The sequence below is a fragment of the Actinoplanes awajinensis subsp. mycoplanecinus genome (assembly GCF_001509495.1).
In the GTDB taxonomy this organism is placed as follows: Bacteria; Actinomycetota; Actinomycetes; order Mycobacteriales; family Micromonosporaceae; genus Actinoplanes; species Actinoplanes palleronii.
The window spans coordinates 21,346-47,171 of sequence record NZ_LLZH01000178.1 but is presented as its reverse complement, the minus strand read 5'-3'; the positions used below and the strand labels follow the sequence as shown (position 1 = coordinate 47,171).

General features: G+C 70.2%; 26 protein-coding genes and 1 tRNA gene. 14 read left to right on the top strand and 13 right to left on the bottom strand.

Translation table 11 applies throughout. The features are described 5' to 3' along the window. Positions 1 to 14: 14 nt before the first annotated feature. Positions 15 to 641 carry an HAD family hydrolase gene (locus ADL15_RS20080; protein WP_067693182.1) on the bottom strand — a complete coding sequence of 209 codons (627 nt, stop codon included), beginning with the start codon at positions 639 to 641 and terminating at the stop codon, positions 15 to 17. Continuing rightward, positions 638 to 805 carry a hypothetical protein gene (locus ADL15_RS53070; RefSeq protein WP_198170902.1) on the bottom strand — a complete coding sequence of 56 codons (168 nt, stop codon included), beginning with the start codon at positions 803 to 805 and terminating at the stop codon, positions 638 to 640. The genes ADL15_RS20080 and ADL15_RS53070 overlap by 4 nt, the downstream gene beginning before the upstream one ends. 78 nt (positions 806 to 883) lie before the next feature. Here ADL15_RS53070 and ADL15_RS20075 point away from each other — a divergent pair, with 78 nt between their 5' ends. Beyond that, positions 884 to 3,271, top strand: coding sequence for a helicase-associated domain-containing protein (locus ADL15_RS20075; RefSeq protein ID WP_067693178.1), 2,388 nt, complete (start codon positions 884 to 886; stop codon positions 3,269 to 3,271). 148 nt (positions 3,272 to 3,419) lie between these two features. Continuing rightward, positions 3,420 to 5,081, top strand: a complete 1,662-nt coding sequence (locus ADL15_RS20070; RefSeq protein WP_067693464.1) for a DNA repair helicase XPB — start codon at positions 3,420 to 3,422, stop codon at positions 5,079 to 5,081. Here ADL15_RS20070 and ADL15_RS20065 read toward each other — a convergent pair. Together ADL15_RS20065 and ADL15_RS20060 are read right to left on the bottom strand one after the other, a co-directional pair. Further along, positions 5,078 to 5,551 carry an HAAS signaling domain-containing protein gene (locus tag ADL15_RS20065; RefSeq protein WP_067693177.1) on the bottom strand — a complete coding sequence of 158 codons (474 nt, stop codon included), beginning with the start codon at positions 5,549 to 5,551 and terminating at the stop codon, positions 5,078 to 5,080. The genes ADL15_RS20070 and ADL15_RS20065 overlap by 4 nt on opposite strands. Continuing rightward, positions 5,548 to 5,892, bottom strand: a complete 345-nt coding sequence (locus tag ADL15_RS20060; RefSeq protein ID WP_067693175.1) for a PadR family transcriptional regulator — start codon at positions 5,890 to 5,892, stop codon at positions 5,548 to 5,550. Before ADL15_RS20060 ends, ADL15_RS20065 begins: the two co-directional genes overlap by 4 nt. A gap of 62 nt (positions 5,893 to 5,954) precedes the next feature. On the opposite strand from ADL15_RS20060, the gene ADL15_RS20055 reads away from it, so the two are divergent. Next, positions 5,955 to 6,422 carry a YcxB family protein gene (locus ADL15_RS20055; RefSeq protein ID WP_067693172.1) on the top strand — a complete coding sequence of 156 codons (468 nt, stop codon included), beginning with the start codon at positions 5,955 to 5,957 and terminating at the stop codon, positions 6,420 to 6,422. A gap of 1,241 nt (positions 6,423 to 7,663) precedes the next feature. On the opposite strand, the gene ADL15_RS20050 is transcribed toward ADL15_RS20055, so the two are convergent. Genes ADL15_RS20050 through ku form a run of 3 tightly spaced genes read right to left on the bottom strand, consistent with a single transcriptional unit; the run spans position 7,664 to position 10,420 of the window. Next, entirely contained in the window at positions 7,664 to 8,962 is a 1,299-nt protein-coding gene (locus tag ADL15_RS20050; protein WP_067693170.1) for an MFS transporter, read from the bottom strand. Between the two features lie 58 nt (positions 8,963 to 9,020). Further along, entirely contained in the window at positions 9,021 to 9,509 is a 489-nt protein-coding gene (locus ADL15_RS20045) for an NUDIX domain-containing protein (protein ID WP_067693167.1), read from the bottom strand. Between the two features lie 14 nt (positions 9,510 to 9,523). After that, positions 9,524 to 10,420, bottom strand: coding sequence for a non-homologous end joining protein Ku (gene ku / locus ADL15_RS20040; RefSeq protein ID WP_067693461.1), 897 nt, complete (start codon positions 10,418 to 10,420; stop codon positions 9,524 to 9,526). 93 nt (positions 10,421 to 10,513) lie between these two features. Between ku and ligD (ADL15_RS20035) the strand changes: the two genes are divergently transcribed. Then, positions 10,514 to 11,452, top strand: a complete 939-nt coding sequence (gene ligD, locus ADL15_RS20035; RefSeq protein ID WP_067693164.1) for a non-homologous end-joining DNA ligase — start codon at positions 10,514 to 10,516, stop codon at positions 11,450 to 11,452. Continuing rightward, the gene (gene ligD / locus ADL15_RS20030) at positions 11,445 to 12,350 is read left to right on the top strand and encodes a non-homologous end-joining DNA ligase (protein ID WP_067693458.1); all 906 of its coding nucleotides are present in this window, start codon (positions 11,445 to 11,447) and stop codon (positions 12,348 to 12,350) included. Before ligD (ADL15_RS20035) ends, ligD (ADL15_RS20030) begins: the two co-directional genes overlap by 8 nt. A gap of 7 nt (positions 12,351 to 12,357) precedes the next feature. On the opposite strand, the gene ADL15_RS20025 is transcribed toward ligD (ADL15_RS20030), so the two are convergent. After that, the gene (locus tag ADL15_RS20025) at positions 12,358 to 13,251 is read right to left on the bottom strand and encodes an NAD(P)H-binding protein (RefSeq protein ID WP_067693161.1); all 894 of its coding nucleotides are present in this window, start codon (positions 13,249 to 13,251) and stop codon (positions 12,358 to 12,360) included. Positions 13,252 to 13,353: 102 nt separating this feature from the next. On the opposite strand from ADL15_RS20025, the gene ADL15_RS20020 reads away from it, so the two are divergent. Then, a complete protein-coding gene (locus tag ADL15_RS20020) occupies positions 13,354 to 14,250 on the top strand; it encodes a LysR family transcriptional regulator (RefSeq protein WP_067693158.1) in 897 nt (298 codons plus the stop codon). Between the two features lie 292 nt (positions 14,251 to 14,542). Then, a complete protein-coding gene (locus ADL15_RS20015) occupies positions 14,543 to 15,427 on the top strand; it encodes a helix-turn-helix domain-containing protein (RefSeq protein WP_067693155.1) in 885 nt (294 codons plus the stop codon). 27 nt (positions 15,428 to 15,454) lie between these two features. Here the strand turns inward: ADL15_RS20015 and ADL15_RS20010 are convergent, their stop codons facing one another. Then, on the bottom strand, positions 15,455 to 15,937 hold the full coding sequence (locus ADL15_RS20010; protein ID WP_067693152.1) for a DUF2231 domain-containing protein: 483 nt from the start codon (positions 15,935 to 15,937) through the stop codon (positions 15,455 to 15,457). 399 nt (positions 15,938 to 16,336) lie between these two features. Between ADL15_RS20010 and ADL15_RS20005 the strand changes: the two genes are divergently transcribed. The 5 genes from ADL15_RS20005 (at position 16,337) to ADL15_RS19985 (ending at position 19,121) form a co-directional block, all read left to right on the top strand. Beyond that, positions 16,337 to 16,783, top strand: a complete 447-nt coding sequence (locus ADL15_RS20005; RefSeq protein WP_067693149.1) for a DUF6232 family protein — start codon at positions 16,337 to 16,339, stop codon at positions 16,781 to 16,783. 231 nt (positions 16,784 to 17,014) lie between these two features. After that, the gene (locus tag ADL15_RS20000; protein ID WP_232344227.1) at positions 17,015 to 17,881 is read left to right on the top strand and encodes a helix-turn-helix domain-containing protein; all 867 of its coding nucleotides are present in this window, start codon (positions 17,015 to 17,017) and stop codon (positions 17,879 to 17,881) included. A 59-nt stretch (positions 17,882 to 17,940) separates the two neighbouring features. Then, on the top strand, positions 17,941 to 18,135 hold the full coding sequence (locus ADL15_RS19995) for a DUF397 domain-containing protein (RefSeq protein ID WP_067693143.1): 195 nt from the start codon (positions 17,941 to 17,943) through the stop codon (positions 18,133 to 18,135). Positions 18,136 to 18,345: 210 nt separating this feature from the next. Next, a complete protein-coding gene (locus ADL15_RS19990) occupies positions 18,346 to 18,546 on the top strand; it encodes a DUF397 domain-containing protein (RefSeq protein ID WP_067693139.1) in 201 nt (66 codons plus the stop codon). 56 nt (positions 18,547 to 18,602) lie between these two features. Continuing rightward, positions 18,603 to 19,121 carry a DUF6226 family protein gene (locus tag ADL15_RS19985; protein WP_232344226.1) on the top strand — a complete coding sequence of 173 codons (519 nt, stop codon included), beginning with the start codon at positions 18,603 to 18,605 and terminating at the stop codon, positions 19,119 to 19,121. Positions 19,122 to 19,153: 32 nt separating this feature from the next. Here the strand turns inward: ADL15_RS19985 and ADL15_RS19980 are convergent, their stop codons facing one another. Together ADL15_RS19980 and ADL15_RS19975 are read right to left on the bottom strand one after the other, a co-directional pair. Continuing rightward, positions 19,154 to 20,293, bottom strand: a complete 1,140-nt coding sequence (locus ADL15_RS19980; protein ID WP_067693133.1) for a geranylgeranyl reductase family protein — start codon at positions 20,291 to 20,293, stop codon at positions 19,154 to 19,156. Between the two features lie 173 nt (positions 20,294 to 20,466). After that, positions 20,467 to 20,543, bottom strand: a tRNA-Thr gene (locus ADL15_RS19975). A gap of 116 nt (positions 20,544 to 20,659) precedes the next feature. On the opposite strand from ADL15_RS19975, the gene ADL15_RS19970 reads away from it, so the two are divergent. Further along, a complete protein-coding gene (locus ADL15_RS19970; RefSeq protein ID WP_067693456.1) occupies positions 20,660 to 22,405 on the top strand; it encodes a metallophosphoesterase in 1,746 nt (581 codons plus the stop codon). A 132-nt stretch (positions 22,406 to 22,537) separates the two neighbouring features. Here ADL15_RS19970 and ADL15_RS19965 read toward each other — a convergent pair whose 3' ends face one another. After that, positions 22,538 to 23,380: a PSP1 domain-containing protein gene (locus ADL15_RS19965; RefSeq protein WP_067693130.1), complete on the bottom strand. Its 843-nt coding sequence runs from the start codon at positions 23,378 to 23,380 to the stop codon at positions 22,538 to 22,540. A 157-nt stretch (positions 23,381 to 23,537) separates the two neighbouring features. Here ADL15_RS19965 and ADL15_RS19960 point away from each other — a divergent pair, with 157 nt between their 5' ends. Beyond that, a complete protein-coding gene (locus ADL15_RS19960) occupies positions 23,538 to 24,974 on the top strand; it encodes a hypothetical protein (RefSeq protein WP_067693128.1) in 1,437 nt (478 codons plus the stop codon). 286 nt (positions 24,975 to 25,260) lie between these two features. Here ADL15_RS19960 and ADL15_RS19955 read toward each other — a convergent pair whose 3' ends face one another. Beyond that, positions 25,261 to 25,788 (bottom strand): pyridoxamine 5'-phosphate oxidase family protein, encoded by a 528-nt coding sequence (locus ADL15_RS19955; protein ID WP_067693125.1) that lies wholly within the window; start codon positions 25,786 to 25,788, stop codon positions 25,261 to 25,263. Positions 25,789 to 25,826 lie beyond the last annotated feature (38 nt).

Genomic DNA, 25,826 nt, shown 5'->3' with positions numbered 1-25,826 from the left:
TGCTCACGGGGAGCCTATCCAGCGGACGGCTCGGACCCAACTGCAATCTCATCCAGGAGGGCGGGGAAGCGGGTCAGATCGGACAACACGTGCGAAGCTCCGGCGGCCCGCAGCTCGTCGGCCGAGCACGGCCCGGTGACCACGCCGATGCCCGGCACGCCGGCGGTCCGGGCCGCGACCATGTCCGCCTGGTGATCGCCGACATACCACCGCACACCGTGCTCCACCAGCGCGGTCGCCTTGCCCTCGGCGAACAGGTCGCCGGCCAGCTCGTCGGCGCGCATGCCGAGGTGATCGAGGTGCAACTGGGCCAGCCGGCCCAGCTTCGAGGTCACCACGACCACCCGCAGACCGGCCGCCCGCACCGCGTCGAGCGCCTCGACGGCACCCGGCATCGGCACCGACGGTGTGATCGCCAGCTCGGCGTAGAGCGCGCGATAGGTGGTGACCGCTTCCTCGACGTCCTCGGCCGGGAACCACTCGCGCAGCTCGGTCCGCAGCGGCGGGCCGAGCCGGCTGACCGCCAGCTCGGCGTCGACGAAGACACCGGTCCGCGCGGTGAGTGCCCGGTACGCCGCCCGGATGCCCGGCCGGGAGTCGAGCAATGTCATGTCCAGGTCGAAACCGACCGCCGGAATCAATGCGCGGACGGCTGCGGGAGGTGCTTGAGGCGGTCGATCGGCAGCGGGAAGGCCTGGTCGTCACCGAACGGCGACGGGGCGGCGGCGCGGTCGGAGACCAGCTCGGCGACCTGAAGGTGCCCCTTCTCAGCCGGGTTCTGGAGCTTCTTGGCCTTGGACGCCACGTTCGGTCCTCCTCTGATCGAGGTCCGGCCACGCCCGGACCCGTCACCATCGTCCCATGAACGTTAGCGTTGAAGACGATGGCCACCACATTTGCGGATCAACTCCGGTCGCTGCCCGACGAGGCGCTGGGCGCACTCCTACAACTGCGCCCTGACCTCGTCGTTCCGGTCCCCGCCGACATCTCGGCACTGGCCGTGCGCGCACAGTCGCGCGGGTCGGTCGCCCGCTGCCTGGACGGGCTGGACGAGTTCACCCTGACCATCCTCGACGCCGCCCGGGTCACCCGGGCCGCCGACACCGCCCTGACCTCGGCGGACGCCATCCTGGAGCTGGCCTCCGGGGTGCCGGCGGACGACGTCCGAGCGGCGATCGACCGCCTCCGGACGCGCTTCCTGCTGCACGGGCCGCCCGAGGCCCTGCAGGTGGTCGGCGCGGTCGACGAGGTGACGTCGGCGTACCCGGCCGGGCTCGGCCGGCCCGCCGACTACCTGGACCCGCACACCGCCGCCCTGGTCGCCGACCGGGCCAAGCTGCGCCGCACCGTGCTGGCCGCGCCGCCGGGCGCCCGCGCCGTGCTGGACCGGCTGGCCGCCGGGCCGCCGGTCGGCGCGCTCGGCCGGGAGACCAAGGCCGAACCCATCCGCTGGCTGGTCGACCAGCACATCCTGGTGCCGATCTCGGAGGCCGGGCGGGCGCCACGGCCCGACGGCGACCTGGTCGAGCTGCCCCGCGAGGTGGGACTGCTGCTGCGGCGCGACACCGGGCCGCTCGGGGTGCTGCGTCCGGACCCGCCGCTGCCGGCCGCGCCGATGCGCGACCCGAAAGCGGTGGACTCGGCCGGCGCCGGGCAGACCATGGAGGCGGTCCGGGCCACCGAGGCGGTGCTCGAGGCGCTGGCGACCGAACCGGCCGCGCTGCTGAAGACCGGCGGGCTCGGCGTACGCGACCTGAAGCGGCTGGCCAAGGCGGCCGGGGTGGACGAGTCCGGTGCGGCGCTGCTGGTCGAGGTGGCGTACGCGGCCGGGCTGCTCGGCGAGTCGGAGACCTCGGTCAGCAAGGCGCCCGGCGCGGTGCAGGACATCTTCCTGCCCACCGTGGCATACGACATGTGGCGGGCGGCCGGTACGGCGTACCGCTGGACCGTGCTGGCCCGCGCCTGGCTGACCATGACCCGGCAGCCCGGCCTGGTCGGCAAGCGCGACGAACGGGACCGGCCGATCAACGCGCTCGCCCCGGACGCCGAACGGGCCGGCGCACCGCAGGCCAGGCGGGAGGCGCTCGACGCGCTGCTCGCACTGGAGCCGGGCGCCACTCCGGCCGTCGACGACCTGCTGGCCCTGCTCGCCTGGCAGACGCCACGGCGGGCGCGCGGCCGCGAGGTGGGACACCGGGACGGGTACGCGGGGGCGGCACAGCTCGGGATCACCGGGCTGGGCGCGCTCACGTCGTACGGAAAATTGATGCTCAGTGACCACGAGCCGACCGAAAGTGATCCGCTGGGTCTGCATCCGGAGGATGCCTCCGCGGACGCCGTCCGCGCCCTGGACCACCTGCTGCCCGCACCGGTCGACCACATCCTGGTGCAGGCGGACCTGACCGTGGTGGTGCCCGGCCCGCCGGAGCCGGAGCTGGCCGCCGAGCTGGACGCGATCGCCGAACCGGAGTCGGCCGGCGGCGCCAGCGTCTTCCGGGTCACCCCGGCCAGCGTGCGGCGCGCGCTCGACGTCGGCTACACCGCCGCTGACCTGCACTCGGTCTTCCGCCGCCGGTCGCGCACCCCGGTGCCGCAGACGCTGGAATACCTGATCGACGACGCGGCCCGCAAACACGGCGGGCTCCGCAGCGGCTCGGCCGGCTCCTACCTGCGCAGCGACGACGAGGCGCTGCTCGCCGAGGTGCTCGCCGACAAGCGGCTGAACGTTCTTGACCTGCGGCGGATCGCGCCGACCGTGCTGGTCAGCCCGCGACCGGTGGCCCGGCTGCTGGGTGCGCTGCGCGAGTCCGGCTTCGCGCCGGTCGCCGAGGACGCCGGCGGCACCGCGGTGCTGACCCGGCCGAAGACCCGGCGCGCGCCGACCCGCACCCCGCGGATCGTCGAGCCGTCCGGGCCGCCGACGCTGCTCGGCCCGCGCCTGGCCGGCGTGGTCGAACAGCTGCGCCGCGGCGACATCGCGACCCGGGCGGCCCGGCGCGCGCCGATCACCGTGCGGGCCGCGCAGGGTCAGGCGGTGCCCGGCCTGACCGCGGTGCAGCAGCACAGCCAGGCGATGGCGGTGCTGCAGCAGGCGGTCCGGGACCGGGTCAAGGTCTGGGTGGGGTACGTCGACTCGCACGGTGCGACGCTGTCCCGGCTGGTCCGGCCGGTGTCGCTGAGCGCGGGGTACCTGCGGGCCGAGGACGAGCGCGGCGAGAGCCTGCACACGTTCGCCCTGCACCGGATCACCGCCGCGGTGACCGAGGAGTAGTGGTATTGCCGGGCCGTGTACGCCCCCGTTGCGTCACGACCCGGCAGATAACTACACGCTCAGGTGACCGGAAATGTTGCACCTGAATTCCGTGGCAAACTGAATGGTTGGCTTTGCGGCCACGGACAGCTCGATGAAGGGCAAACGGGTGACCAACGGACCACTGATCGTGCAGTCGGACAAGACCCTGCTTCTGGAAGTCGACCACCCGGACGCGCAGGCGTGCCGGATGGCCATCGCACCGTTCGCCGAGCTGGAGCGCTCGCCGGAGCACGTGCACACCTATCGGCTGACCCCGCTCGGGCTGTGGAACTCGCGAGCCGCCGGGCACGACGCGGAGAGCGTGGTCGATTCCCTGATCAAGTACTCCCGGTACCCGGTGCCGCACGCGCTGCTCGTCGACGTCGCCGAGACCATGGACCGCTACGGCCGGCTCCAGCTGGTCAACGACCCGGTGCACGGGCTGGTCCTGCGCGGCCTCGACAAGATCGTGCTGCTCGAGGTGTCGAAGTCGAAGAAGCTGGCCGGGATGCTCGGCGCGCGCCTCGACGACGAGACCATCGCGGTGCACGGCTCCGAGCGCGGGCGGCTCAAGCAGGCGCTGCTCAAGTTGGGCTGGCCGGCCGAGGACCTGGCCGGGTATGTGGACGGCGAGTCCCACGAGATCTCGCTGGCCGAGGACGGCTGGACGCTGCGGTCGTACCAGCAGGAGGCCGTCGACGGCTTCTGGGCCGGCGGCTCCGGCGTCGTGGTGCTGCCCTGTGGCGCCGGCAAGACCCTGGTCGGCGCGGCCGCCATGGCCACCGCGAAGGCCACCACGCTGATCCTGGTGACGAACACCGTCGCCGGCCGGCAGTGGAAGCGTGAGCTGATCGCCCGGACGAACCTGACCGAGGACGAGATCGGCGAGTACAGCGGCGAGCGCAAGGAGATCCGGCCGGTCACCATCGCGACGTACCAGGTGCTGACGTCGCGGCGCGGCGGCGCCTTCACCCACCTGGATCTGTTCGGTGCCCGGGACTGGGGCCTGGTCATCTACGACGAGGTGCACCTGCTGCCCGCGCCGATCTTCCGCTTCACCGCCGACCTGCAGGCCCGCCGCCGGCTCGGGCTGACCGCGACGCTGGTCCGGGAGGACGGGCGGGAGGGCGACGTCTTCTCGCTGATCGGCCCGAAACGGTACGACGCCCCGTGGAAGGACATCGAGGCGCAGGGCTGGATCGCCCCGGCCGAGTGTGTCGAGGTCCGGGTCACGCTCACCGACGCGGAGCGGATGTCGTACGCGGTGACCGAGGCCGAGGAGCGCTACCGGACGGCGGCCACCGCGCGTACCAAGCTCCCGGTGGTCAAGGCCCTGCTCGAGAAGCACCCCGAGGAGCAGATCCTGGTGATCGGCGGCTTCCTCGACCAGCTGCACGAGCTGGGTGAATACCTCGACGCCCCGATAGTGCAGGGCTCCACCACGAACAAGGAGCGCGAGCGGCTCTTCGACGCGTTCCGCGCGGGTGAGCTGCGGACCCTGGTGCTGTCCAAGGTCGGCAACTTCTCCATCGACCTGCCCGAGGCGGCGGTGGCGATCCAGGTCTCCGGCACGTTCGGGTCCCGCCAGGAGGAGGCGCAGCGGCTCGGCCGGGTGCTGCGGCCCAAGGGCGACGGGCGGCAGGCGCACTTCTACACCGTGGTCTCCCGCGACACCATCGACACCGAGTACGCCGCGCACCGGCAGCGGTTCCTGGCCGAGCAGGGGTACGCGTACAAGATCGTGGACGCGGACGACGTGCTCGGCCCGCCGCTGCCGCAGGTCGACTAGAAACTCGCGGCCGGCACCGGCTCCGGCGGAGCCTGCTCCGCCGGGCTGGCGTCGCGGCTCATGGTCAGGGCCATGCCGAGACACAGCACCACCACGACACCGACGACCGCGAGCACCGTGAAGATCCAGAGGTTCCGTCGCGGCGGCGCCGGGGCCGGCCGGATGAAAGGCGGCGGCGGCGCAACCGGCGGCGGCCCCACGGGCGCGCCGCCGAAGGCGCCGCCCGAGGGCGCGCTGAACACGCCCGCCTCCTCATAGGCCGCGGCCGCCACCACCTCCGGGCTCCCCAGCCGCTCCAGGATCTCGATCAGCGCGCCCTCGCTGATCGCGTTCCGGTCGGCGCGCTCGCTCTCGATGTGCGCGGCCAGATCGGCCAGCAGCTCGCGGCGCTGCAACAGTGGCAGGCCGCTCAGCCGCAGCTCCACCTCGCGCAGGTACTCAGTGACCACGTCGGTCTGGTCAGGTTTCATGCGATCTCACCGGTTCCCACGAGACGGTCGACGGTCTGACGGAACGACACCCACTCGGTGCGGAAATACGCGAGCGACGACCGCCCGGTCGGGGTGAGGCTGTAGTAGCGCCGGGGCGGGCCGCTCGGCGACTCCGCCCACTTGCTGTCCAGCAGGCCACCACGGCGCAGCCGGGACAGCAACGGATAGATGGTGCCCTCGGTCGCCGCGAGCGTCTGCTCCTCGGCGAGCCGCCGAACGATCTCGGTGCCGTACCGATCCTCGAACTCGACCATCGCCAGCACACAGAACTCCAATGTGCCGCGCCGGAGCCCGGAGGCCAGCTGCGCTCCCTCTGCCATGCGCTACAGAGTACCTGGCGGCGCAAGGTAGAGCGGAAATCGATACGTGCGATACTGCGGCCGTGCAGGTCAACGGGGAGTTTCAGTACACATATAGCGCCCTGCGGCGGATGGTCGTCGAGACCTACGGCCGCAACGGCCGGATCATGCGCATGGCCGGCCCGGTGGTCGCCCTGGGCGGTCTGCTCGGCCTGATCCTCCGCGGCGTCGACGGCCAGATCCTGGCAATCCTCTTCTGCGGCCTCTTCGCCACCGCGGCCCCCGACATCGTCGCGCTGGTCAGCTGGTTCACCCAGCGCCGGATGTTCGCCCACCCGTTCCGCTACACGATCACCGACACCGCCGCCGAGATCCGCTCAGCGAGCAGCACCTTCCAGGTCACCTGGACCGGCCTCACCTGGGTACGCACCCGCCCGGACATGTGGCTCCTCCGCCACGGCGCCGCCACCATCGCCATCCCCCGCGCCGCCTTCACCCCCGCCGACCAGGCCGCCGTCGACTCCATCACCGCCGGCGTCAAGACCGCCTAGACCCCTTTCCAGTACGAATGGACGGGTCCCGTCCGCAGGCTACGAGCCGCGTCCCGTGATGGCCTCGCGCCACGTCCGCGCCGCTCCCGACCGCAGCGCGCCCCAGGCTCCCGGCTGGCTCCAGGGGTGCCTCCGCAGGGCGGAGACACCCCTGGAGACCAGCCAAAGCCATCAGTCACGCCCGCGATCGTGAGCGCGATCCCGCCGCGGCAGCCGGACCGCCGGCCACTTGCGGCAGCCGGACCGCCGGCCACTTGCGGCAGCCGGACCGCCGGCCGGTTACTTACGGCAGCCGGACCGCCGGCCGGTTACGGCAGCCGGACCGCCGGCCGGTTACGGCAGCCGGACCGCCGGCCGGTTACGGCAGCCGGACCGCCGGCCGCTTGCGGTGGCCAGTGGCTGGGGAGGCTTGCCAGGCGGCGCAGTCTGCGGTCACAACCGTTGCGCCGGTCGCGGCCCGCGGGCGGGCGATGCCGTCCCGGCAGGTGGCCGGCCGTCCCGGTAAGTGGTCCGATTCAGGCTGGCCGAGTGCGGAGCGGGCGCACGGCGGGCCACGCGATATCCGCGGTCCGAGGGGACGCCGCGCACGTCGCGGCCGGGCTGGTCCTGACGGCCCTATTGAACCCGCTTTAAGGACCACCAGCACCAGCCGAACCAGCCGGGCTGGTCCTCAAGGCCCTTTTGGGCACTCTTTAACGGCCGCCAGCACCAGCCGAGCGAGTCCGGCTGGCCGTCACGGCCCTTTCAGGTCCGCTATACCGGCCTCCAGCACCAGCCGAGCCAGTCCAGCTGGCCGTCACCGCCCTATCAAGGCCGTCACGGCCCTTTCAGGTCCGCTATACCGGCCTCCAGCACCAGCCGAGCCAGTCCAGCTGGCCGTCACCGCCCTATCAGGCCCGGTAGCAACCACCGGCGCCTGCCGCGCGAGCCCGGCGAGCAGCCGTCGCGGTAATCAGGCCGCCATAACAACCGCCGGCGCTCGCCAAGCGAGCCCGGCGAGCCCGGCGAGCCCGGCGAGCGCCCGCAGTGGTCATCCGGCCCACATCACCGGGGCGCCGGCGAACCGCGCGCAACTCCGGCTGGTGCTGGGGGTTGTTTCACGCGGCCGGAGGCAGCCCTCAGCGCCAGCCGCGGCCGGGAGGCGCGCTGTGGCCTGGAGGGGCAGCGGCGTCGCGCGAGACCACCACGGGACTCGGCTCGTAGCCTGCGGACGGGCGCTCCGTAGTCGTACCGAAGGAAAATCAGATGGCCGTGCGGGCCGCAGCGGTAGCAGCCCATTCCTCGTCGGCGGCCTGTTTGAGGGCTACGCCGTGTTCGCCGTTGTAGCGGACGAACTTGGGCAGGGCCGCGGCCAGGGCGAGGCTGCCGGCGACGCAGAGCACGCCGCCGACCCAGATCGAACCGCCCACGCCGAGTGAGGTGCGGGCCATCATGCCGGAGCGGAGCTGGCCCAGCAGCGGGCCGGTGGTGTACGACAACATCTCGATGCCGCCCAGCCGGCCGCGCAGGTGATCGGGGATCGTCTGGTTCCAAATGATCATGCGGAAGAGGCCGGAGACCATGTCGGCGGCGCCCGCGAAGGCCAGGCAGAACAGGGTGAGCCAGAGCCAGTTCGAGAGGCCGACGCCGACGATGCCGACGCCCCAGAACGCCGCTGCGATGATCACCATGAGGCCGTGCCGGTGCACGCGCTGGGTCCAGCCGGAACCGACGGTGGCCAGCAGCGAACCGACCGCCGGCGCGGCGTAGAGCAGACCGAGCACCTGCGGGCCGCCGAGCCGCTCGGCCAGGAACGGGTAGAGCGCGGACGGCATGCCGAAGAACATCGCGTTGATGTCGACCAGGTACGTGCCGAGCAGCTCGGGCCGGGACTTGGCGTACTTCAGCCCGGTGACCACGCTGTTCAGCGACGGGCGATCGGCGGCCGGGGGCGGCGGCACGGCCCGCACCATGGTCAGCAGGACCAGCGAGACCGCGAACGTGAGCAGGTCGAACAGGTAGACCCAGTGCAGGTCGAGCGAGGCGATCAGCAGGCCGGCCAGCGACGGGCCGATCAGCTGGGCGAACTGCATGCTCAGCGACTGCAGGGCCATCGCGGCCGGCAGCTGCTCGGTCTTCACCAGCCGGGGCACCATCGCGCCCATGGCCGGTCGTTGCAGTCCGGCGACCGCGGCGGTCAGGAACGCGCAGACGTAGAGCAACCACAGGTGCGGCTCGTCGGAGAGCGAGTTGATCAGCAGGATGCCGCAGATCACCGCGAGCGCGGCCTCACTGCCCCGGACCAGCAGCCGCCGGTCCAGGTAGTCGGCGAGCGCACCGCCGACGAACGCCATGATCAAGATCGGGGCGAGTTCACAGACGCCGATCAGACCGACCATCAGCGGGTCGTTCGTCAGCTTCGCCACCTGGTACGGGATGGTGACGTAGCTGATGAACGACCCGAAACTGGTCACCGCGCCGCTGAAGAAGACGAGCCGGAAGTCCCGGGAGGTGCGTAACGGGGTCAGATCCACGCTCAAGCGGCGTTTGCGGTCGGTCACGAGGGGCCATCCTGCCCGGGAAAACCCACTCCCGCACCGCGATATAAGCCACGTCTCGTTACTTCATGACCAGCTGACCGGTCTCCTTGAAGGCCGCCAGGTCGGCCAGCGCCTCGTCGAGCACAAACGACTTCCCGCCGGGCAGCTCGTCGAGCGCGAAGAACCCGGCGTCCACGCTCTCCTCGGTCTCCCGGAGCAGCTCACCCTCCCAGCTGTGCACCAGGAACGTCATCAGCACCTGCTGGTACGTGTGCCCGTAGTCGTTCGTGTACGTGTACGCCGTGTAGAACGCGTACGGCGTGAGCGAGGTCGCCTTCAGCCCGGTCTCCTCCCACAGCTCCCGGACCGCGCACTGCTCCATGCTCTCGCCGAGTTCCATCGCGCCGGCCGGGATGGCCCAGCGGAGGTTGTCCGAGCGCTGGATCAGCAGCAGCCGGCCCTGCTCGTCGAAGAGCACGGTCCGCGCGCCGACGAAGAAGATCGTGTCGGTGTCGCCGATGCTCGCGCGCACCTTGCCCAGGTAAGACTCTGCCCACGTCAATGCCACGGGTCTGAGCCTACTTACGCGGACTTCTTGGCGGCCTTCCCCGTCGTCGTGGATTTCCGCGGTGCGGCGGCTTTTTTGGCGGGAGCGGTCTTCTTGGCGGGTTTTTTAGCAGGCTCGGCCTTCTCTGATGAAGCACGAGCTTGCTTCGCCCGCTCCACCGACGCCTTCAGCGCCGCCATCAGGTCGATCGCCGCCGGCGCCGCGTCCTCGGCCTCCTCGGGCTGGACCACCTCGCGCCCCTCGACCTTGGCGTCGATGACCTCCTGCAGCGCCGACCGGTAGTTGTCGGTGAAGTCGTCCGGCTGGAAGTCAGCGGCCATCGAGTCGATCAGGGAGCTGGCCATCGCCAGCTCGGCCGGCCGGGTCTCGATGTCGTCGTCGAGGAAGCCGAACTCCGGGGTACGCACCTCGTCCGGCCAGAGCATGGTGTTCAGCACCAGCACGTCGTCGCGGACCCGCAGGGTGGCGAGCTGCTCCCGCTGCCGGATCGCGATCTTCACGACGGCCACCCGGTCGGCGTCCCGCAGCGCGTCGCGCAGCAGGATGTACGGCTTCGCCGCCTGCCCCTCCGGCTCCAGGTAATACGCCTTGGCGAACAGGATCGGGTCGATCTGCTCGGCCGGGACGAATTCCAGGACGTCAATGGCTCGGGACGTGCTCAACGGAAGTTCGGCGAAGTCGTCATCCGTCAAGATCACCATTTCGCCGCCACCGATGTCGTAGCCCTTGGCGATGTCGTCGTAGGTGACCACCGCACCGTCGACGGAGCAGGTGCGCTGGTACTTGATCCGTCCCCCGTCGGTGCGATGGACCTGGTGGAAGCGGATGTCCTTCTCCTCGGTCGCCGAGTAGAGCTTGACGGCGATCGACACCAGACCGAACGAGACCGCACCTTTCCAGATCGCTCTCATGATCGTCTCCATATCAAGCTGTCACGGCACCTGATCAGGATGGCATTACTGAGACCCCTGCGTAAGGTGAATGCTTTTGCCTATGGTGATCGGGTGCCCGGATCGCCGCTGTCCCCGATGCTCGCGACCGCGGGCCGGCTTCCGGTGGGCGCCGACTGGAGCTACGAGTTCAAGTGGGACGGCGTCCGGGTCCTCGCGCTGTTCAGCGGCGGAGCGCCGCAGCTGTTCGCCCGTTCCGGAGCGGTGGTCACCGCGGCATACCCGGAGATCGCCGACCTGCACCTTCCGGAGGGCACCCTTCTCGACGGCGAGATGGTCTGCTTCGACGCGGCCGGCCGGCCGTCGTTCACCGCCCTGGCCGAGCGCATGCACGTCCGCGACCGGGTCCGGGCCGATCGGCTGGCCGCCACGGTACCGGCCACCTACCTGATCTTCGACCTGCTCTACCTGGACGGCATGGACTACACCGGCCTGCCCTACCTGGCCCGCCGGGAGCGCCTGGAGGAGCTGGGCCTGGCCGGCCCCCGCTGGATGGTGCCGCCCTCGTTCGGCGACGGCGCGGCCACCGAGTCCGCCGCCCGGGAGAACCACCTCGAGGGTGTGATGGCCAAGCGTTCCGACTCGGTCTACCTGCCCGGTCTGCGCTCCCCCGACTGGGTCAAGGTCAAGTTCGACCGGACCGGCGACTTCGTGATCGGCGGCTGGCGTCCCGGCGTCCGCAAGCTGGGCGGCCTGCTGATCGGCGTACCGACCGACGAGGGCCTGGCGTTCCGCGGCCGGGTGGGCGGCGGGATCGGCGCGGTGGCCGAGAAGAACCTGCTCTCGCGGCTGGCGCCGCTCGCGTCCGGAGATTCGCCGTTCGCTCCCGGTGCGGTGCCACGCGAGGATGCCAAAGGAGCCCATTGGGTACGACCGGAGCTCGTCGCCGAGATCCGTTATGGCAACCAGACCCCGGATCGACGGCTGCGATTCCCACGCTTCCTGCGGCTGCGTGACGACAAGCCGGCGGCGGAGTGTGCCGACGATGCCTGATCGAGTCCTGGTCACCCTGGACGGCTGCGAGCTCTCCCTGTCGAACCTGGACAAGGTGATGTACCCGGCGGCCGGCTTCACCAAGGGCGAGGTGATCGACTACTACACCCGGATCGCCCCGGTGATGCTGCCGCACCTGCGGGACCGGGCGGCGACCCGGATCCGGTTCCCGAACGGTGTCGAGGGCGCGCACTTCTTCGAGAAGAACAAACCCGGCGGCACTCCGTCCTGGGTACGCCTGGAGACCCTGCCGGTGCCCGGTTCCACGAAGAGCCGGGAGACCATCGAGTTCGTGGTCGTCGACGGCCTGCCCACCCTGGTCTGGCTGGCCAACCTGGCGGCGATCGAGCTGCACACCCCGCAGTGGCGGATCGGGGCGGACCCGGACCTGCTCGTCGTCGACCTGGACCCGGGCTCGCCGGCCGGGCTCACCGAGTGCTGCGCGGTGGCCGTGCTGATGCGCGATCGGCTGGCCGCGGACGGGATCTCGGCGTACCCGAAGACGTCCGGCAAGAAGGGTATGCAGCTGTGCTGCCCGATCTCCGGCGCCCAGGACGCCGCCGTCGTGACCGGTTATGCCAAGCGGGTGGCCGAGGAGCTGGCCGCGATGGTGCCCGGCTCGATCACCGCGAAGATGGCCAAGCAGCTGCGCCCCGGCAAGATCTTCATCGACTGGAGTCAGAACACCGCGGCGAAGACCACCGTCACGCCGTACTCGTTGCGCGCCGGCGCCACCCCGACCGCCTCGACCCCGCTGACCTGGCCGGAAACCGAAGCGATGGCCACCGGCGACGCGCAGGCCCGCCAGTTCACCGCCGCCGAGGTCCTGGACCGCGCGGAGCAGCACGGCGACCTGCTCGCCGCCCTGCTCCACCCCGGCCCCGAAGTGCCGACCTAGCCGCGCCTCACCCGAGCCAGAGGGTCGGGACCAGGGTTTCCTCGCACCAGGCGGCGAACGTGGTCGGCGTGGTGTTCGCCGCCGTCCGGGGCTGCGCGTTGTCCATCCCGGCGGCCTTGGCCGCCATCATCTCGGCCATGCCCTGCGCGACCGCCTCGGACATCCCGGCGTTGGCGATCATGTTGGCCCGGAACGCGTCGATCGGCACGTGCTGGAACCGGATCTCCCGGCCCAGCACCTCGGACAGGATCCGTGCCTGATCATTGTTGGACAGGTCTTCCGGCCCGAGCACCGGCACCTCGGCGAACCCGGCGCCGGCCCAGCTGTCGTCGAGCAGTTCCCGGGCCGCCACCGCGGCGATGTCCGCGGTCGCGCAGGTCGGAACCCGGAGGTCGCCGGGGATCGGCGAGAAGAACATCCCCTGCCGCAGCGCTCCGGCCTGACCGAGCAGGTTGTCCATGAAGGACGGCATGGTCAGCGCGCGGTAGGCCACGCCGCTCTCCGCGATCCGGTCGTCCATCGCCAGCGAGAGCGTGACGTGCCCGGCGTTCGCGGCCATCGGGGTGCCCCGGCCGAGCGCCGAGACGCCGACCACCCGGGCCACGCCCCGCTTGCCGAACGCCACCCGGGCCGGCTCCAGGAACTCCAGGTAGACCGCGCGCAGGTCGTCGGCCCGGTCGTCCGGCGGGGCCAGCCAGAACACCGACTCGGCGCCGTCGAACGCCGCGTTCACCACGTCCGCGTCGCCGTGCGAGCCGCGGACCACGTCGACCCGGTCCCTGATCTCGGGTTTCAGCCGATCGGGATCGCGGGCGATCACGCGTACGTCGGCGTCCGCGGCGAGCAGGTGGCCGAGCAGCTGCGAGCCGATCTGACTGGTGGGAGCGGTAACCACGATCATTTTAACCCCAATTTTCCGGTACGGGCTTTCTTGCTCCCCAGTCAACCGCCACCCCGACACAGCGTGAAGGACCGATCCCGACGCGATTGATACCGTGGTGGTATGAGTGACGTGGAGGTCCGCCAGCTCCGGTACTTCGTCGCGGTCGCCGAGGAACTGCACTTCGGGCGGGCGGCCGTCCGCCTCGGGATGGCCCAGCCCCCACTCTCCCGGGCGATCCGCGAGCTGGAACGGCACCTCGGCGTGCAGCTGCTGGAGCGCACCACCCGGCAGGTCGCGCTCACCCCGGCCGGCGCCGGCCTGCTGCGCGACGCCCGGACAGCGCTCGACGCGGTCGAGGCGGCCACCCAGCGGGCCCGCAACGCCGGACGGACCGAGCCGGCCCTGCGGGTGGCCCTCAAGGCCGACTTCGATGCCGGCCTGCTGCCCCGGATCCTCGACGAATACCGGCGGGACCCGGCCGCTCTGCCGGTCGAGGTGCTGCTCGGCGGCCGCGGCGAACAGGTGACCGCGCTGCGGGCCGGCCGGGCCGACGTGGCGCTGTTGCCCACCCCGTTCGACGAGCGTGGGCTGGACTTCGAGGCACTGATGACCGAGCCACGGATGGCCGCCCTGTCGGCGAGTGACCCGCTCGCGGCCCGGACCGAGCTCTGCCTGGCCGACCTGGCCGGGCGCACCCTGCCGAACGGCGATCCGGCCGACCGGGAGACCCGCAACTTCCTGCCACCGGCCCGGCAGCTCGACCTGGCCCAGATCTTCAACCTGATCGAGCTGGGCAGCATGGTCCTGTTCACCCCGGTCTCGGTGGCCGACCGGCACCAGCGGCCGACGATCGCCTACCGCCCGGTCCGCGACCTCGCCCCGACCACCCTGATGGTGGCGTGGCCGCAGCAGAGCCACTCACCGGCGGTGGCCGCTTTCGTCCGGGTCTGCGGCACCGTGGCTGCCACGATTTTTCCGCCCCTGACCAGCCAGAATTCGGTCACCTCGGCCGTCTGACGGCGAAAAGCCGTGATGCAACCTGCAGCATGGCACTCTGTCTGGTGGCGAACAGCCGGATAGCGTGCTTGACTGGATTTCCAGAGCTGCGCGGGCGGATGCGCAGTGGGGAGCAGTTCGGCACCCGGCGGCAACCGGGTGCCGTTTCCTTGTGATGACCCCGCACCTGTGGTGCGGTAGTGACTACTGAGCGCTTGCGGCAGCTGTTCTGATAGGACAGTAATTAGTGATGACCCTGGCCTCCCGGGCATCAGCTCGCCGAGGCCACCGACCGCCAGACGATGAAGGACCCATGCCTGAGGGTGACTCGCCCACCGTCGCACGCCGCCGCGTGCGGCTCGCCCTGCGCGAAGCGCGTGAGCGGTCCGACCTCACGCAGCTTCAGGTCGCCGACGAGATGGAATGGTCGCTCAGCAAGGTCATCCGGATCGAGAACGGCGACGTGTCGATCTCGCCGAACGACTTGCGGCCGCTGCTGACCTATCTCGGCATCAAGGACCGCACGGTCATCACCGCGATGATCGCGGACGCCCGGATCGCCCGGACCCGGCAACGCCAGGTCTGGTACCAGCTTCCGGAGTTCCGGGAAAACCTCACCGACGCCACCCGCAAACTGATCGAGTACGAGAACGAGGCCGCCCAGATGCGGTCGTACTCGGTGTATTACGTTCCCGGCCCGCTGCAGACCCCGGCCTACGCGGCGGCGCTGATGACCCGCTTCGAGGACGAGCTCTCCGAGAGCCAGCGGGAACGCCGGATCGAGGCCCGCAAGCTGCGCCGCGACGCGCTGCTGGCCCGTGCCTCGACCGCGCAGATGCGGATCATGGTGATGGTCGACGAGTCGGTGCTGCGCCGGACCATCGGCGGCCCCGCGGTCTTCGCCGAGCAGCTGCGCGAGCTGCGCCGCCTGGTCAAGAGCGACACCATGACGATCCGGATGGTGCCGTTCTCGCTGGACGCGCCGGTCACCAACAACGCCAGCTTCGACCTGCTCACTCTCGGCGAGGGCGAGGTGCTCTACCGGGAGACCGGCCTGGGCGACGAGATGATCGAGGACAAGGACTCGACCGCGAAGCACCGCGCGCGCTTCGACAAGGTCTGGCACGAGGCGGCCGACGAGGCCAACACGATCGCCTTCATCAACAGCCAGATCGCCATCCTGGAGGACGGCCGCTAGCAGCCGCCTTTCCCGAACCCGCGGCGTCTAGAAGTTGCGGGCTCCGGACGCCTTGAAGGTGCGGGCTCCGGTCGCGGCGCGGGCGAAGGCCGGGGCGCGGCCGTTCGCCAGTTCGCCGGCGAACCAGGCGCCGAAACCGGCCAGCCCGAGCGCGAGCACCTCGATCAGGAGCAGGCCACCGCTGGCGACCCGGTCCTGCGCCCGGATCCGGACCATCAGGATCACCGCGAAGGCGACCAGCACCCCGAGGTTGATCAGAGTACGGAGCGCGCCCAGCCGGCGGGCCTCCGTCTCGCGGATCAGCATCACGTCGACCGCACCCGCCAGCATCACCGGCACCCCGGCCACCAGCCCGGCGACGACGTTCCAGTACGCCAGAGCCCCCAAGATGCTAGGTCCCCCCAGCAAATCGGCAACATCGAACAAAACGGCCATCGCGAAGAGGCCCAGCGGGAACATCACCAGTACGGGTTGTACCGCCTGTCCCGCGATCCTCAGTCGACTCTCCATCCGGCTTCGCCCTCCTCTACCTGCATAAATACAGGTTCGTCGCGGCATCCTCGGTTGGGCTACCCGGGACCTCAGGCGATGAAACGCCACCCTGGGTGCCCCGCGACACACCCCCGGTCCGTCACGATCATTCTCCGTAATCTGCAACATGGCAGATTGCCCAGTGGCGAAGCGATAGGTGGCGTGCTTCACTAAGCGTAGAGCAAAAGGGCGGAACTAGTAGGAGAGACAAACAACGGCACCCGGCGGCAAACGGGTGCCGTTGTCTGCCTCTACCGCCCTACCTGCTCTTTCCCATCGCGACTGTTCCAGTGCACGAAGCGAGGCGGGGAAAGTCTCTTGAGCCAATGGTGGCCCCGGCCCTCTCCCCTCGCAAGGTAACGCGTGAAGGAGTGCGCCATGAGCACACGAGGCAACCGCACTTACTACCGTGGGTCGGACGCTGAGGTCACCGAAGCCCTGTTCACCTGGCACACCTCGCCGGAGTCATTGAGCTTCGCCATTGCTGATCTGCGCCACGTCGGGCTCGTCCAGTCCCCGGCGCGGACCCGGCCGTACGCTCCGCACCTCGCCGGCGGCGCGCTGCTGGCCGTGGCCGCCGCCTGGACCCTGCTGGCCGATCCGACGCTGTACGTGTTCGGCTTCCTCGCGATCTCCGGACCGCTCATCGCGTTCTTCTGGCGTCAGCCACGCCGCTGGGAGCTGCACGCCCAGTACCACGGCGTCGCGGTGGTGCTCTATTCGTCGAGTGACGTTCGAGTCTTCAACCAGGTCGGTCGCGCGTTGCGCCGGGCCATGGAGGACGGACGGCGCACTCCGTGGGGTTATGGACTGGCCGCGGCCTGACCAGCCCGGACCGCATTTCCTAACGGGTGACAGCGCGGATTCGAACCAAAACCCCGCCCCACACGTCTCGTTCTGATAGGACAGTAAGTAGGATGTCCGCGACCTCGCTGACTGCCAAGTGTCAGTCAGCGAGGTAGCAAACTGACTAGGCTCCACCATGACTCGATAGATCACTTCAACGATGAAGGTCCCATGGCTGAGGGTGACTCACCCACTGTCGCGCGCCGGCGCGTGCGTCTCGCACTCCGCGAAGCTCGGGAGCGGGCCGATCTGACCCAGCTCCAGGTCGCCGACGAGATGGAGTGGTCACTCAGCAAGGTCATCCGCATCGAGAACGGCGACGTGTCCATCTCGCCGAACGACCTGCGTCCCCTGCTGGGCCTGCTCGGCATCCGGGACCGCCCGCTGGTCACCACCATGATCGCGGACACCCGGATCGCCCGGACCCGGCAGCGTGAGGCCTGGTATCACAGCCCGGACTTCCGGGAGAACCTCACCGAGGCGACCCGCAAGCTCGTGGAGTACGAGAACGAGGCCACCGCGATCCGTTCGTACTCCATCTACTACGTGCCCGGGCACCTGCAGACGCCCCGGTACGCCACCGCCCTGATGACCCGGTTCGAGGACGAGCTCAGCGCGCGCCAGACCAGCCGGCGCATCCAGGCTCGCAAGCTGCGCCGCGACGCACTGCTCTCCCGGGCCGCCTCCGGACAGGTGGAGATCCTGGTGATGGTCGACGAGTCGGTGCTGCGCCGCACCATCGGCGGTCCGGAGGTCTTCGCCGAGCAACTCGGCGAGCTGGCCGGTCTCGCCACCAACGGCGCCATCCGGATGCGGATGGTCCCGTTCCGGCTCGACGCGGCGGTCACCAACAATGCCAGTTTTGATCTCCTCGCTTTTCACGAGGGCGAGGTGCTCTACCGGGAAACCGGGCTCGGTGACGAGATGATCGAAGACCGCGAGGCGACCGCGAAACATCGCGCCCGCTTCGACAAGGTCTGGCATGACGCTGCCGACGAGGACGACACGATCGCTTTCATCCGGCAGCAGATCACGGCCCTGGAGTTCGGCTACAGCTCGACCAGGGCGCATTCATGAATACACCCAAGGGCGGGTCCAGCGCTGGGCCCGGCAATGAACAGTGGAGAGTCACCAAGATGGAGAACATGAACGCGCCCGCATGGCGGAAGAGCAGCCGCTGTGGCACGTCGACCTGCGTCGAGGTTGCGAAAGTCGACGAAAATTACTTGATCCGCGATTCAAAGAACCCCGAAGCCGCTGCCCTGGCCTTCACCAAGGCCGAATGGGAAGCCTTCGTCGAGGGCGTGAACGCGGGCGAGTTCCGTTTCTGAAGGCTTATGAAGCCGTGTGGACGGCCCGTTCCCAGCGGTGCGAGCCGTCCACAAATACTCGCAAAATACATATTTCATCTGCAACGAGCGCCGCATAACTCGCATTTGTGAGATAAGCGGCGTCTTTGTGTTTTCACTCATGTCACCGTGCTTCCAGGCCGGTATTCGTCGCTTACCGTGGAATTCGAACTACCACGGAGGTGTACAGAAATGATCAAAACAACCGGGGAAGCGCGCTGGCGACGGAGTAAACGGTGTGCCACTGGCTCATGCGTCGAGGTCGCGAGAGTCGGTGAGCTGTTCCTGATCCGGGACTCCAAGAATGTCGATGCGGCCCACCTGACCTTCACGCGGGAGGAATGGGAGGCGTTCGTCGCCGGAGTCAAGGCCGACGAGTTCGGCCGGGCGTGAAACCGAACCCACCGGAGCAGCTAGTTGCCGCGGGCCGAGCGCGGCATACTGCAGTGGTGGACGGCTACCTGCACGCCACCGACCCGGACCGCTTCACCACGCTGCACGAAGCGGCCGACCACGTGCTGGACGAGCTCACCGAGCGCTATCAAGTGGAGCGCCGGGAGACGAAGGAAGCGCGCGGGCACGGCGACGCGCTCGTCCGTACCGTCCGGCTCATCCCACGGATCCCGTCAGCGGCGCCAATGGCGATCTACTTCACCGACCCCGGCCTGCACCTGCACTTCGGCCGGTGGTGGAGGGAAACCCTGCCGGAATGTGGGTGCGACTCCTGTGACGAGGACCCCAAGCTGCTCTCCGAGCAGCTGCGTGACCACACCGCCGCGCTGACCGAGGGCGGCCTGTGGGAGCGGGTCCGTCGTGGCTTGAGCGGATCCTGGTACGAGACCAGGCTGATCGGCACCGGAGTGAAAGCCGACCGGGAAGGGCCGCTCTCCACGGCCGGCGCCCGGGACGCCCGGCGAGGCGGGTTCGCCGCGCCGGTGCAGTGGGCGCCATGGCAGGTTCGCACCTGACCCAGTCCCTACGGATCGGCGGCCGGTCGGCGTCACACCGGCCGGCTGCCCAGCAGACGCAGCGCGGTGCGGACCGCGGGACGGCCGAGCGCCCCCGCCATCGAGAAGTCACCGCGGCAGAAGCCGCTGAACGCGCGCCAGCCGAGCGCGCTGGACATCGCGGTGTGCACCACCGACGGGTGCCGGGCGAAGACTCCGAGCAGCCGTCGACCGGCGACCATTTCGGGTTGGAGCTGCTCGGCGACGATCTGGTCGTACCCGGAAAGGTCTTGATTTTCCGCGGCGATCCGGCCCGCCCACGTGCCGGAGCGGAGCGCGTAGCTGATGCCCTCGCGGGTCCACGGTTCGAGCAGGCCGGCCGCGTCACCGACGACAAGCACCCGGCCGTTGCGCAGCGGTGACGCGTCGGTGCGGCAGCGGGTCAGGTGCCCGGAGTCGCGGAGCACGGCGCGGTCGGCGAGCCCCAGCCGCTCGACGAGATCCCGCAGGTAGCGCTTGGTTTCCGTGCCCTGGCCCTTGGCCATGATGACGCCGACCGTGAGCTCGTCCTCTTTCGGGAAGAGCCAGCCGTACGAACCGGGGAACGGGCCCCAGTCGAGCAGCACCCGGCCCCGCCAGCGCTCCTGGTCGGCCGGGGTGGCCGCGAGCTCCACCTCCAGGCCGAGATCCTGCTGCTCGGCGACGACACCGACGTGCCGGCTGGTGATCCCGGCCGAGCCGTCGGCGCCGATCACCACCCGGGCGGTGACCGTCGACCCGTCGGCGAGCGTCACGGTGACCCCGTGCTCGTCCTGCTCGAGCGCGCGGACCTGGGTGTTCTGGCGTACCGTCGCGCCGGCCTTCTCGGCGGCCTCGCACCAGGCGAGGTCGAACTCGTCCCGCCGGACCAGCGTGACCAGCGGCTTCCCCGCCGACGTCCGGGTGAACTCGCGGCGCCCGTCGAGGGTGAAGGTGATGCTGCTGACGACGTCCCGCGCCGGAACCGTGAGGCGCTCCGCGCTGAGCCGCAGCGAGCTGCCCAGCAGGCCACCACCACACGTCTTGTACCGCGGATGCTCGGCCCGCTCCAGCACCACCACCCGCGCCCCGTGCGACGCGGCGGCATGCGCGGCCGCCAGCCCGGCGGGCCCCGCCCCGATCACCGCGACGTCCCACTCCGGTTCCCCGTGCACGCCCCGAGTCTAGGCAGAATTTCTTTTTTGTACGACCTGCGCACGGTTCCACGGAACGTGGCCGCACTCTCGGCGAACGCCCACCAGCGGTGCTCGCCGGACGCGGCTGGCAGTGCTCGGGCATTCGATCCGGGGAAAAGGGAAAGCCCAGGTCGTTGACCTGGGCTTTCCGGTGGAGCCGCCTGACGGAATCGAACCGTCGACCTACGCATTACGAGTGCGTCGCTCTAGCCGACTGAGCTAAGGCGGCAACAGTTGCCAAGTGTACGACATCGGGGGATCTCTTTTGCGAGAGGGCCGGGAGCGCTCGGCGGGCCGATGTCGTACGGCGGGACTAATGTGCCTCACGTGACGGACGATCAGTCGATGCCTGTCGTTGTCTCGGGCGGGTCTGCCGAGGCGGAGCACACCGTGCCGGCCCGGCCGGCCGGGCTGGATCCGCAGGAGCTGGGGTTCACGCCGAAGAAGCCGATCGGGTGGCTGGCCCCGCTGCTGCTGCTGAGCACCGGGCTGCGGGCGCTGCTGGCCATCCTGTTCGGGGCGTACCTCGACAAGCGCGAGCTGCAGAACGCTCTGGACGCGGACTTCTTCGATCATTCCGCGACCGCCGACGGCGAGCTGTGGCTGGACTACGTCGCCGACCTCGGTGACGGGTTCGACGCGACGTATTCGATCGCCTGGCTGCTGGCCCAGCCGCAGCTGACCGTGGACGGCGCGGCGCTGCCGCGGGGCCGGCTGCTGCTGATGGGCGGTGACCAGGTCTATCCGCTGGCCAGCGGCGACGGCTACGAGAGCCGGATGAAGGGGCCGTACCGCGCGGCGTTGCCGGAGGCGCCGCCCGGTGAGCCACGACCCACGCTGTTCGCCCTGCCGGGAAACCACGATTGGTACGACGGTCTGACCGCGTTCCTGCGCCTGTTCGCCCGCCGCAAGGACGGTCACATCGGCGGGTGGCGCACCGAGCAGCGCCGGTCGTATTTCGCGGTGAAACTGCCCGGCAACTGGTGGCTGTTCGCGGTCGACGAGCAGTTCGGGGCATATATCGACGACCCGCAGCTGCTCTATTTCGAGAAAGCCGCCCGGGAGGTCGGGCCGGACGACCGGATCATCCTGATGGCGCCGTCGCCGACGTGGGTGAAGGCGAAGGACAACCCCGAGGCGTACGACGCTGTCGACTACTTCATCCGCACCATCGTGGCGCCGACCCGGGCGCAGGTGCGGGTGCTGGTCTCCGGCGACCTGCACCACTACGCGCGCTACACCGGCGAGGACCGGGAGCTGATCACCTGCGGTGGCGGCGGGGCGTACCTGCTGGGCACGCACAAGCTGCCACCGAAACTGGTTGTGCCGCCCCGGGAGACGATGACCCGCAGCCGCTCCCGCAGCCGGGAGTACGAGCTGGTGTCCCGTTTCCCGGACCCGTCGACGTCGCGGAAACTGGGCTGGGGCGTGTTCCACCGGATCCAGCGGCGCAACGCCGGGTTCGCCACCATGCTCGGCATCATCCACACGCTGACCATGCTGCCGATGGCCGGCGCGGCCCGGCAGGGTGGCAGCATCCAGCGGCTGTTCAGCATCCCGCTGCTGCTGATGCTCGTGCTGATCCTGGCCGGGACGGTGCTGTTCGCGAAACCGCCGGGCGCGTCCTCGGCGAAACACGCGCGGCACTGGATCCTGGGGGTCTCGCACGGGCTGGCGCAGATCGCGCTGGCCGCCGGGGGCACCTGGGTGTGGTTGCGGCTGCCGTTCCAGGAGTGGGCGTGGCCGGGGCCGTTCGTGGTGGCGGCCATCCTCTACGGGCCGGCGATCGCCATCCTGTCGACCCAGCTGGTCGCGCTGTACCTGCTCGTCGCGTCGACGTTCGACGTCAACCTCAACGAGCTGTACGCGGGCCAGGGCATCGAGGACGCGAAGAGCTTCCTGCGGATGCACATCGCCGCGGACGGGACGTTGACCATCCACCCGCTCGGCGTCGACCAGGTCTGCCACCAGTGGGCCGCCGACCCGGAGGGCGAGGTGCACACGCCGTGGCTGCGCCCGGAGCAGCCGCTGGCCGTGCACCGGATCGAGCCACCGATCGCGGTCGCCGGGCCGGGGACTTCACGACCGTGACGATCGCGGGCGAAGCGGAGCGAGCCCGGGTCGGCCCCGGGAGCACACCCCGGCGGCCCTGAGTCGGTCAGGACCGGTCACGGCGTGGGGTGTGCTCGGCGGGGGCTGTGCCCAGGTCGTACAAAATAGGTTTTAGGGGTTGTATTCGGCGTCGTGTGCCTGGCGCGGGGCGCAGACCGAGGCCCGGGAGCAGGAGCAACGGGAGCCGTCCGAGTCGAGGCGGACCACAACCGAGTCTTTCGGGACGCTGTGCGCGACGACGCGGCCGTCGCCGCCCTCGGGGGTGGTCACGCGGGTGCCGATGGCCGGGGCGGTTGCCTGGAATGCCTGGTAGAGCGGGTGTTCGTATTTCAGGCAGCACATCAGGCGGCCGCAGGCGCCGGAGATCCGCAGGGGGTTGAGCGGGAGGTCCTGGTCCTTCGCCATCCGGATGGTGACCGGCTCAAAATCGGTCAGGAAGGTGGCGCAGCACAGGTCGCGGCCGCACGAGCCGATGCCGCCCTGGACGCGGGCCGAGTCGCGGGCCGAGAGCTGGCGCAGCTCGACCCGGCAGTGCAGGGTGGCGCCGAGATCGCGGACCAGCGAGCGGAAGTCGACCCGGTGCGGCGCGGTGAAGTAGATCGTGGTGCGGGGGCCGTTGGCGCTGCCCTGATCGAGGACGTGATCGACGGCGACCACTTTCATCGGCAGCTCGTGCGCCTTGATCAGCTTTTTGGCGGCGACCTTGGCCTCGGCCTTGCGTTTGCGGAGCAGCTCGTCGCGGCGCAGATCGTCGTCAACGGCCAGGCCGATGACCTTGGGGAAACCGTCGGTTTCCTCGCTGACCCACTGGGGTGCCCAGACGCACTCCGCCACCTCGGGGCCGTCGTCGGTGGGGACCAGCACGCGGTCGCCGACCGAGGGCGTGAACTCACCCGGATCGAGGTAGTAGAGGCGGCCGTATCGGTTGAAGCTGACCGCGCACAGCATGCCCATGCGGTAACCCTACGACCCCGGACAAGCTGCACCAAATGCCGGATTTGAACTACCCGCGAGGGTTGTCGCATAGACGCCGCGCATCCGGCCTCATCGACCCTCGTTGGCCAGTCCCGTAGACACCGCCCCGGCGGCCCACGTCGAAAGGACCTGCCACATGACGAGCGCTACATCGCTGGCCGCCAGTGTCGCCGCGATCGGGTTCGCGGGGGTGCTGGGCGTGCCCGGCCCGGCATTCGCGGGGGCGCCGGCCCCCTGTGCGGGCACTCAGCGGTATGCGGCGCAGTCCGAGGCGGAGTTGCTGCGGATCGAACGGCTGGATCTTCGCGGGGTGGTGAAGCGGGAGCACGGTGCCGGGATCACGAAGCGGGACAGCGGGGAGCGGCCGACGGTGACGCCTTCTTCCTCCCCTGCCGGGGGTGAGGCCGGGGGTGCGGCCGGGGGTACGGTCGTTTCGGACAGTGACACCCAGCAATTGATCAGCGGTGTCGGGCTCGGTGACTCACGGAGCGTCATGATCGCGGATGCGCCGGTGAAGTCGGCGGCGGCCGGGCTGATCCTGAACGGGCGGGTGCCCGGGGCTCCGGCGGCCGAACAGGTGCTGCAGCAGGCGCCGCCGTCGCGCAAGCCGACCGAGCAGCACACCGGGGTCAAGCGGTTCGGGCCGATCCAGGTGGACTCCGGGACGATGTCCGCGCAGGCCCGCTGGGACGCCACGGTGGGCTGCGGCGCATCCGGTGAGGACATCTCCCGCTCCACGACCGAGCTCGGCCGGATCACGCTGACCGGCGCGAACGGGGAGCTGGTCCGCGTACCGGAGAAGGCCTCGAGCCGGAGCAGCACGGCGCTGAACCGGCGGGACGGCCACATCCGGTCGGTCGCGTCGGCGACCGTGAACACCGGCCGGATCGACCTCGCCGGCGGCAAGGTCCGGATCCGGATCCTGCGCGCGCCGACCCTGCGGGTCTCGATGTCCGCCGCCGACGGTGGCCAGGTCCGCTATCAGCCTGCGGTGGTCGAGGTGTCCGGGCCGGGGATTTCCGGTACGAAGCTCGACACGCCCAGTGACCAGGTCGATGTGACGATCAGTGATCTGGGGCCGATCACGGAGTCCGGGACGGTGCCGGTGCTGCCGCCCGAGTCGTCACCGGTTCCCTCGATTCCCGGGTTGCCGGTGCCGTCCAAGTCGGCTTCTTCCGGGCCGGGTGCGGTGATGCCGCTGGAGAGCGTGCCGGGAGGGAAGGCGATCGTGCGGATCTCGCTCGGTGATGTGCGGCAGGCGTCGAAGGGACGGGCGCTGGCCGCGCGGGCGACCGCGATCAAGGTGTCCGTGCTGCGGGTTTCCGCGGCGGGCCGGGGTGAGGCCGGGTACGAACCGTCCGCAGTGGTCGCGGACCTGGGGATCGGGATGCTGGAGGCCGCCGCGGTGGCGCCGGAGCCGGGTCGCAAGTCGGTGGCCACCGATACGCCGGCGGACACTCTGCCGGTCACCGGGCCGCGGGTTGCTCCGCTGTTCATCACCGGGGCGGGGTTGTTGGTGGGCGGGGTGTGCGCGTTCGTGCTGGGGGCACGTCGACGTCGCCCGGAGTCCTGAGCGGTCGCGCGGTCGCGCGGTTGCGCGGTTGCGCGGTTGCGCGGTTGCGCGGGGAGTTTGGGCGCGCAGCGCACCGAAAGTCCCCACACAAGCGGCAGCACCATCTTGCGTGGGGAGTTAGGGCGCGCTCCGCACCGAAAGTCCCCACACAAGCGGCAGCACCATCTTGCGTGGGGAGTTGCGGTGCGGAGCGCACCTGAAGTCCCCACACAAACCGCCGAACCGCCGTGCGTGGGGAGTTGCGGCGCGGAGCGCACCGAAAGTCCCCACACGAGCGGCGGCGGCGTCATGCGTGGGGAGCTGGGGTGGGGTGCCAGGTCTGGCGTGGGGCGAAGCCGTCGCGGCGGAGCCAGTGTTCGGTGTAGACGATCCGGTCGGGGTCGATGACGATCAGGGTTTCGGCGGGTGGCTCGGTGAGGGGGCGGCCGCGTTCGGCGTGTTCGTTCTCCCAGCGGAACGCTTCCCAATAGCGGATCTGCTCCGGGTCCTCCGGGCCGAGCAGGCGGGCACGGCCGAAGAGTTGGGCGCCCCGGCTGCTGGCCAGGCCGACCAGGGGCGCGAAGATGCCGACCGAGACGCGCGGGTCGGCGATCAGGTTGCGGATCTTCGGCGAGCGGGGCGAGGCCGTGAACATCACCGCGAGGCCCAGGGCGTAGAACCGCACCGGCGTGGCCAGCGGGCCGTCCGGGCCGGTGGTGGCCAGGACACACATGTTCTGGCTGGACAGCAGGTTGCGGATGCGTTCCTCGAGCCGGTCCGGCGGCAGTTTCCGGGTGGGTGTCGGGTCGGCCAGCCAGGGGTTCGTCAACGGCATCGCCAAACGATATCGACCATCCGCCGTGGGGCGAGGCG

Excerpts from the sequence above, each read along its gene's own strand:
- ADL15_RS20075 (WP_067693178.1), top strand. The coding sequence starts at position 884 with ATGGCCACCACATTTGCGGATCAACTCCGGTCGCTGCCCGACGAGGCG.
- ADL15_RS19955 (WP_067693125.1), bottom strand. The coding sequence starts at position 25,788 with ATGCCGTTGACGAACCCCTGGCTGGCCGACCCGACACCCACCCGGAAA.
- ku (WP_067693461.1), bottom strand. The coding sequence starts at position 10,420 with ATGAGAGCGATCTGGAAAGGTGCGGTCTCGTTCGGTCTGGTGTCGATC.
- ADL15_RS20005 (WP_067693149.1), top strand. The coding sequence starts at position 16,337 with ATGAGCACACGAGGCAACCGCACTTACTACCGTGGGTCGGACGCTGAG.
- ADL15_RS20060 (WP_067693175.1), bottom strand. The coding sequence starts at position 5,892 with ATGGCAGAGGGAGCGCAGCTGGCCTCCGGGCTCCGGCGCGGCACATTG.
- ADL15_RS20020 (WP_067693158.1), top strand. The coding sequence starts at position 13,354 with ATGAGTGACGTGGAGGTCCGCCAGCTCCGGTACTTCGTCGCGGTCGCC.
- ADL15_RS20025 (WP_067693161.1), bottom strand. The coding sequence starts at position 13,251 with ATGATCGTGGTTACCGCTCCCACCAGTCAGATCGGCTCGCAGCTGCTC.
- ADL15_RS19960 (WP_067693128.1), top strand. The coding sequence starts at position 23,538 with ATGACGAGCGCTACATCGCTGGCCGCCAGTGTCGCCGCGATCGGGTTC.
- ADL15_RS19970 (WP_067693456.1), top strand. The coding sequence starts at position 20,660 with ATGCCTGTCGTTGTCTCGGGCGGGTCTGCCGAGGCGGAGCACACCGTG.
- ADL15_RS20015 (WP_067693155.1), top strand. The coding sequence starts at position 14,543 with ATGCCTGAGGGTGACTCGCCCACCGTCGCACGCCGCCGCGTGCGGCTC.
- ADL15_RS19995 (WP_067693143.1), top strand. The coding sequence starts at position 17,941 with ATGGAGAACATGAACGCGCCCGCATGGCGGAAGAGCAGCCGCTGTGGC.
- ADL15_RS19965 (WP_067693130.1), bottom strand. The coding sequence starts at position 23,380 with ATGGGCATGCTGTGCGCGGTCAGCTTCAACCGATACGGCCGCCTCTAC.
- ligD (WP_067693458.1), top strand. The coding sequence starts at position 11,445 with ATGCCTGATCGAGTCCTGGTCACCCTGGACGGCTGCGAGCTCTCCCTG.
- ADL15_RS20065 (WP_067693177.1), bottom strand. The coding sequence starts at position 5,551 with ATGAAACCTGACCAGACCGACGTGGTCACTGAGTACCTGCGCGAGGTG.
- ADL15_RS20010 (WP_067693152.1), bottom strand. The coding sequence starts at position 15,937 with ATGGAGAGTCGACTGAGGATCGCGGGACAGGCGGTACAACCCGTACTG.
- ADL15_RS19990 (WP_067693139.1), top strand. The coding sequence starts at position 18,346 with ATGATCAAAACAACCGGGGAAGCGCGCTGGCGACGGAGTAAACGGTGT.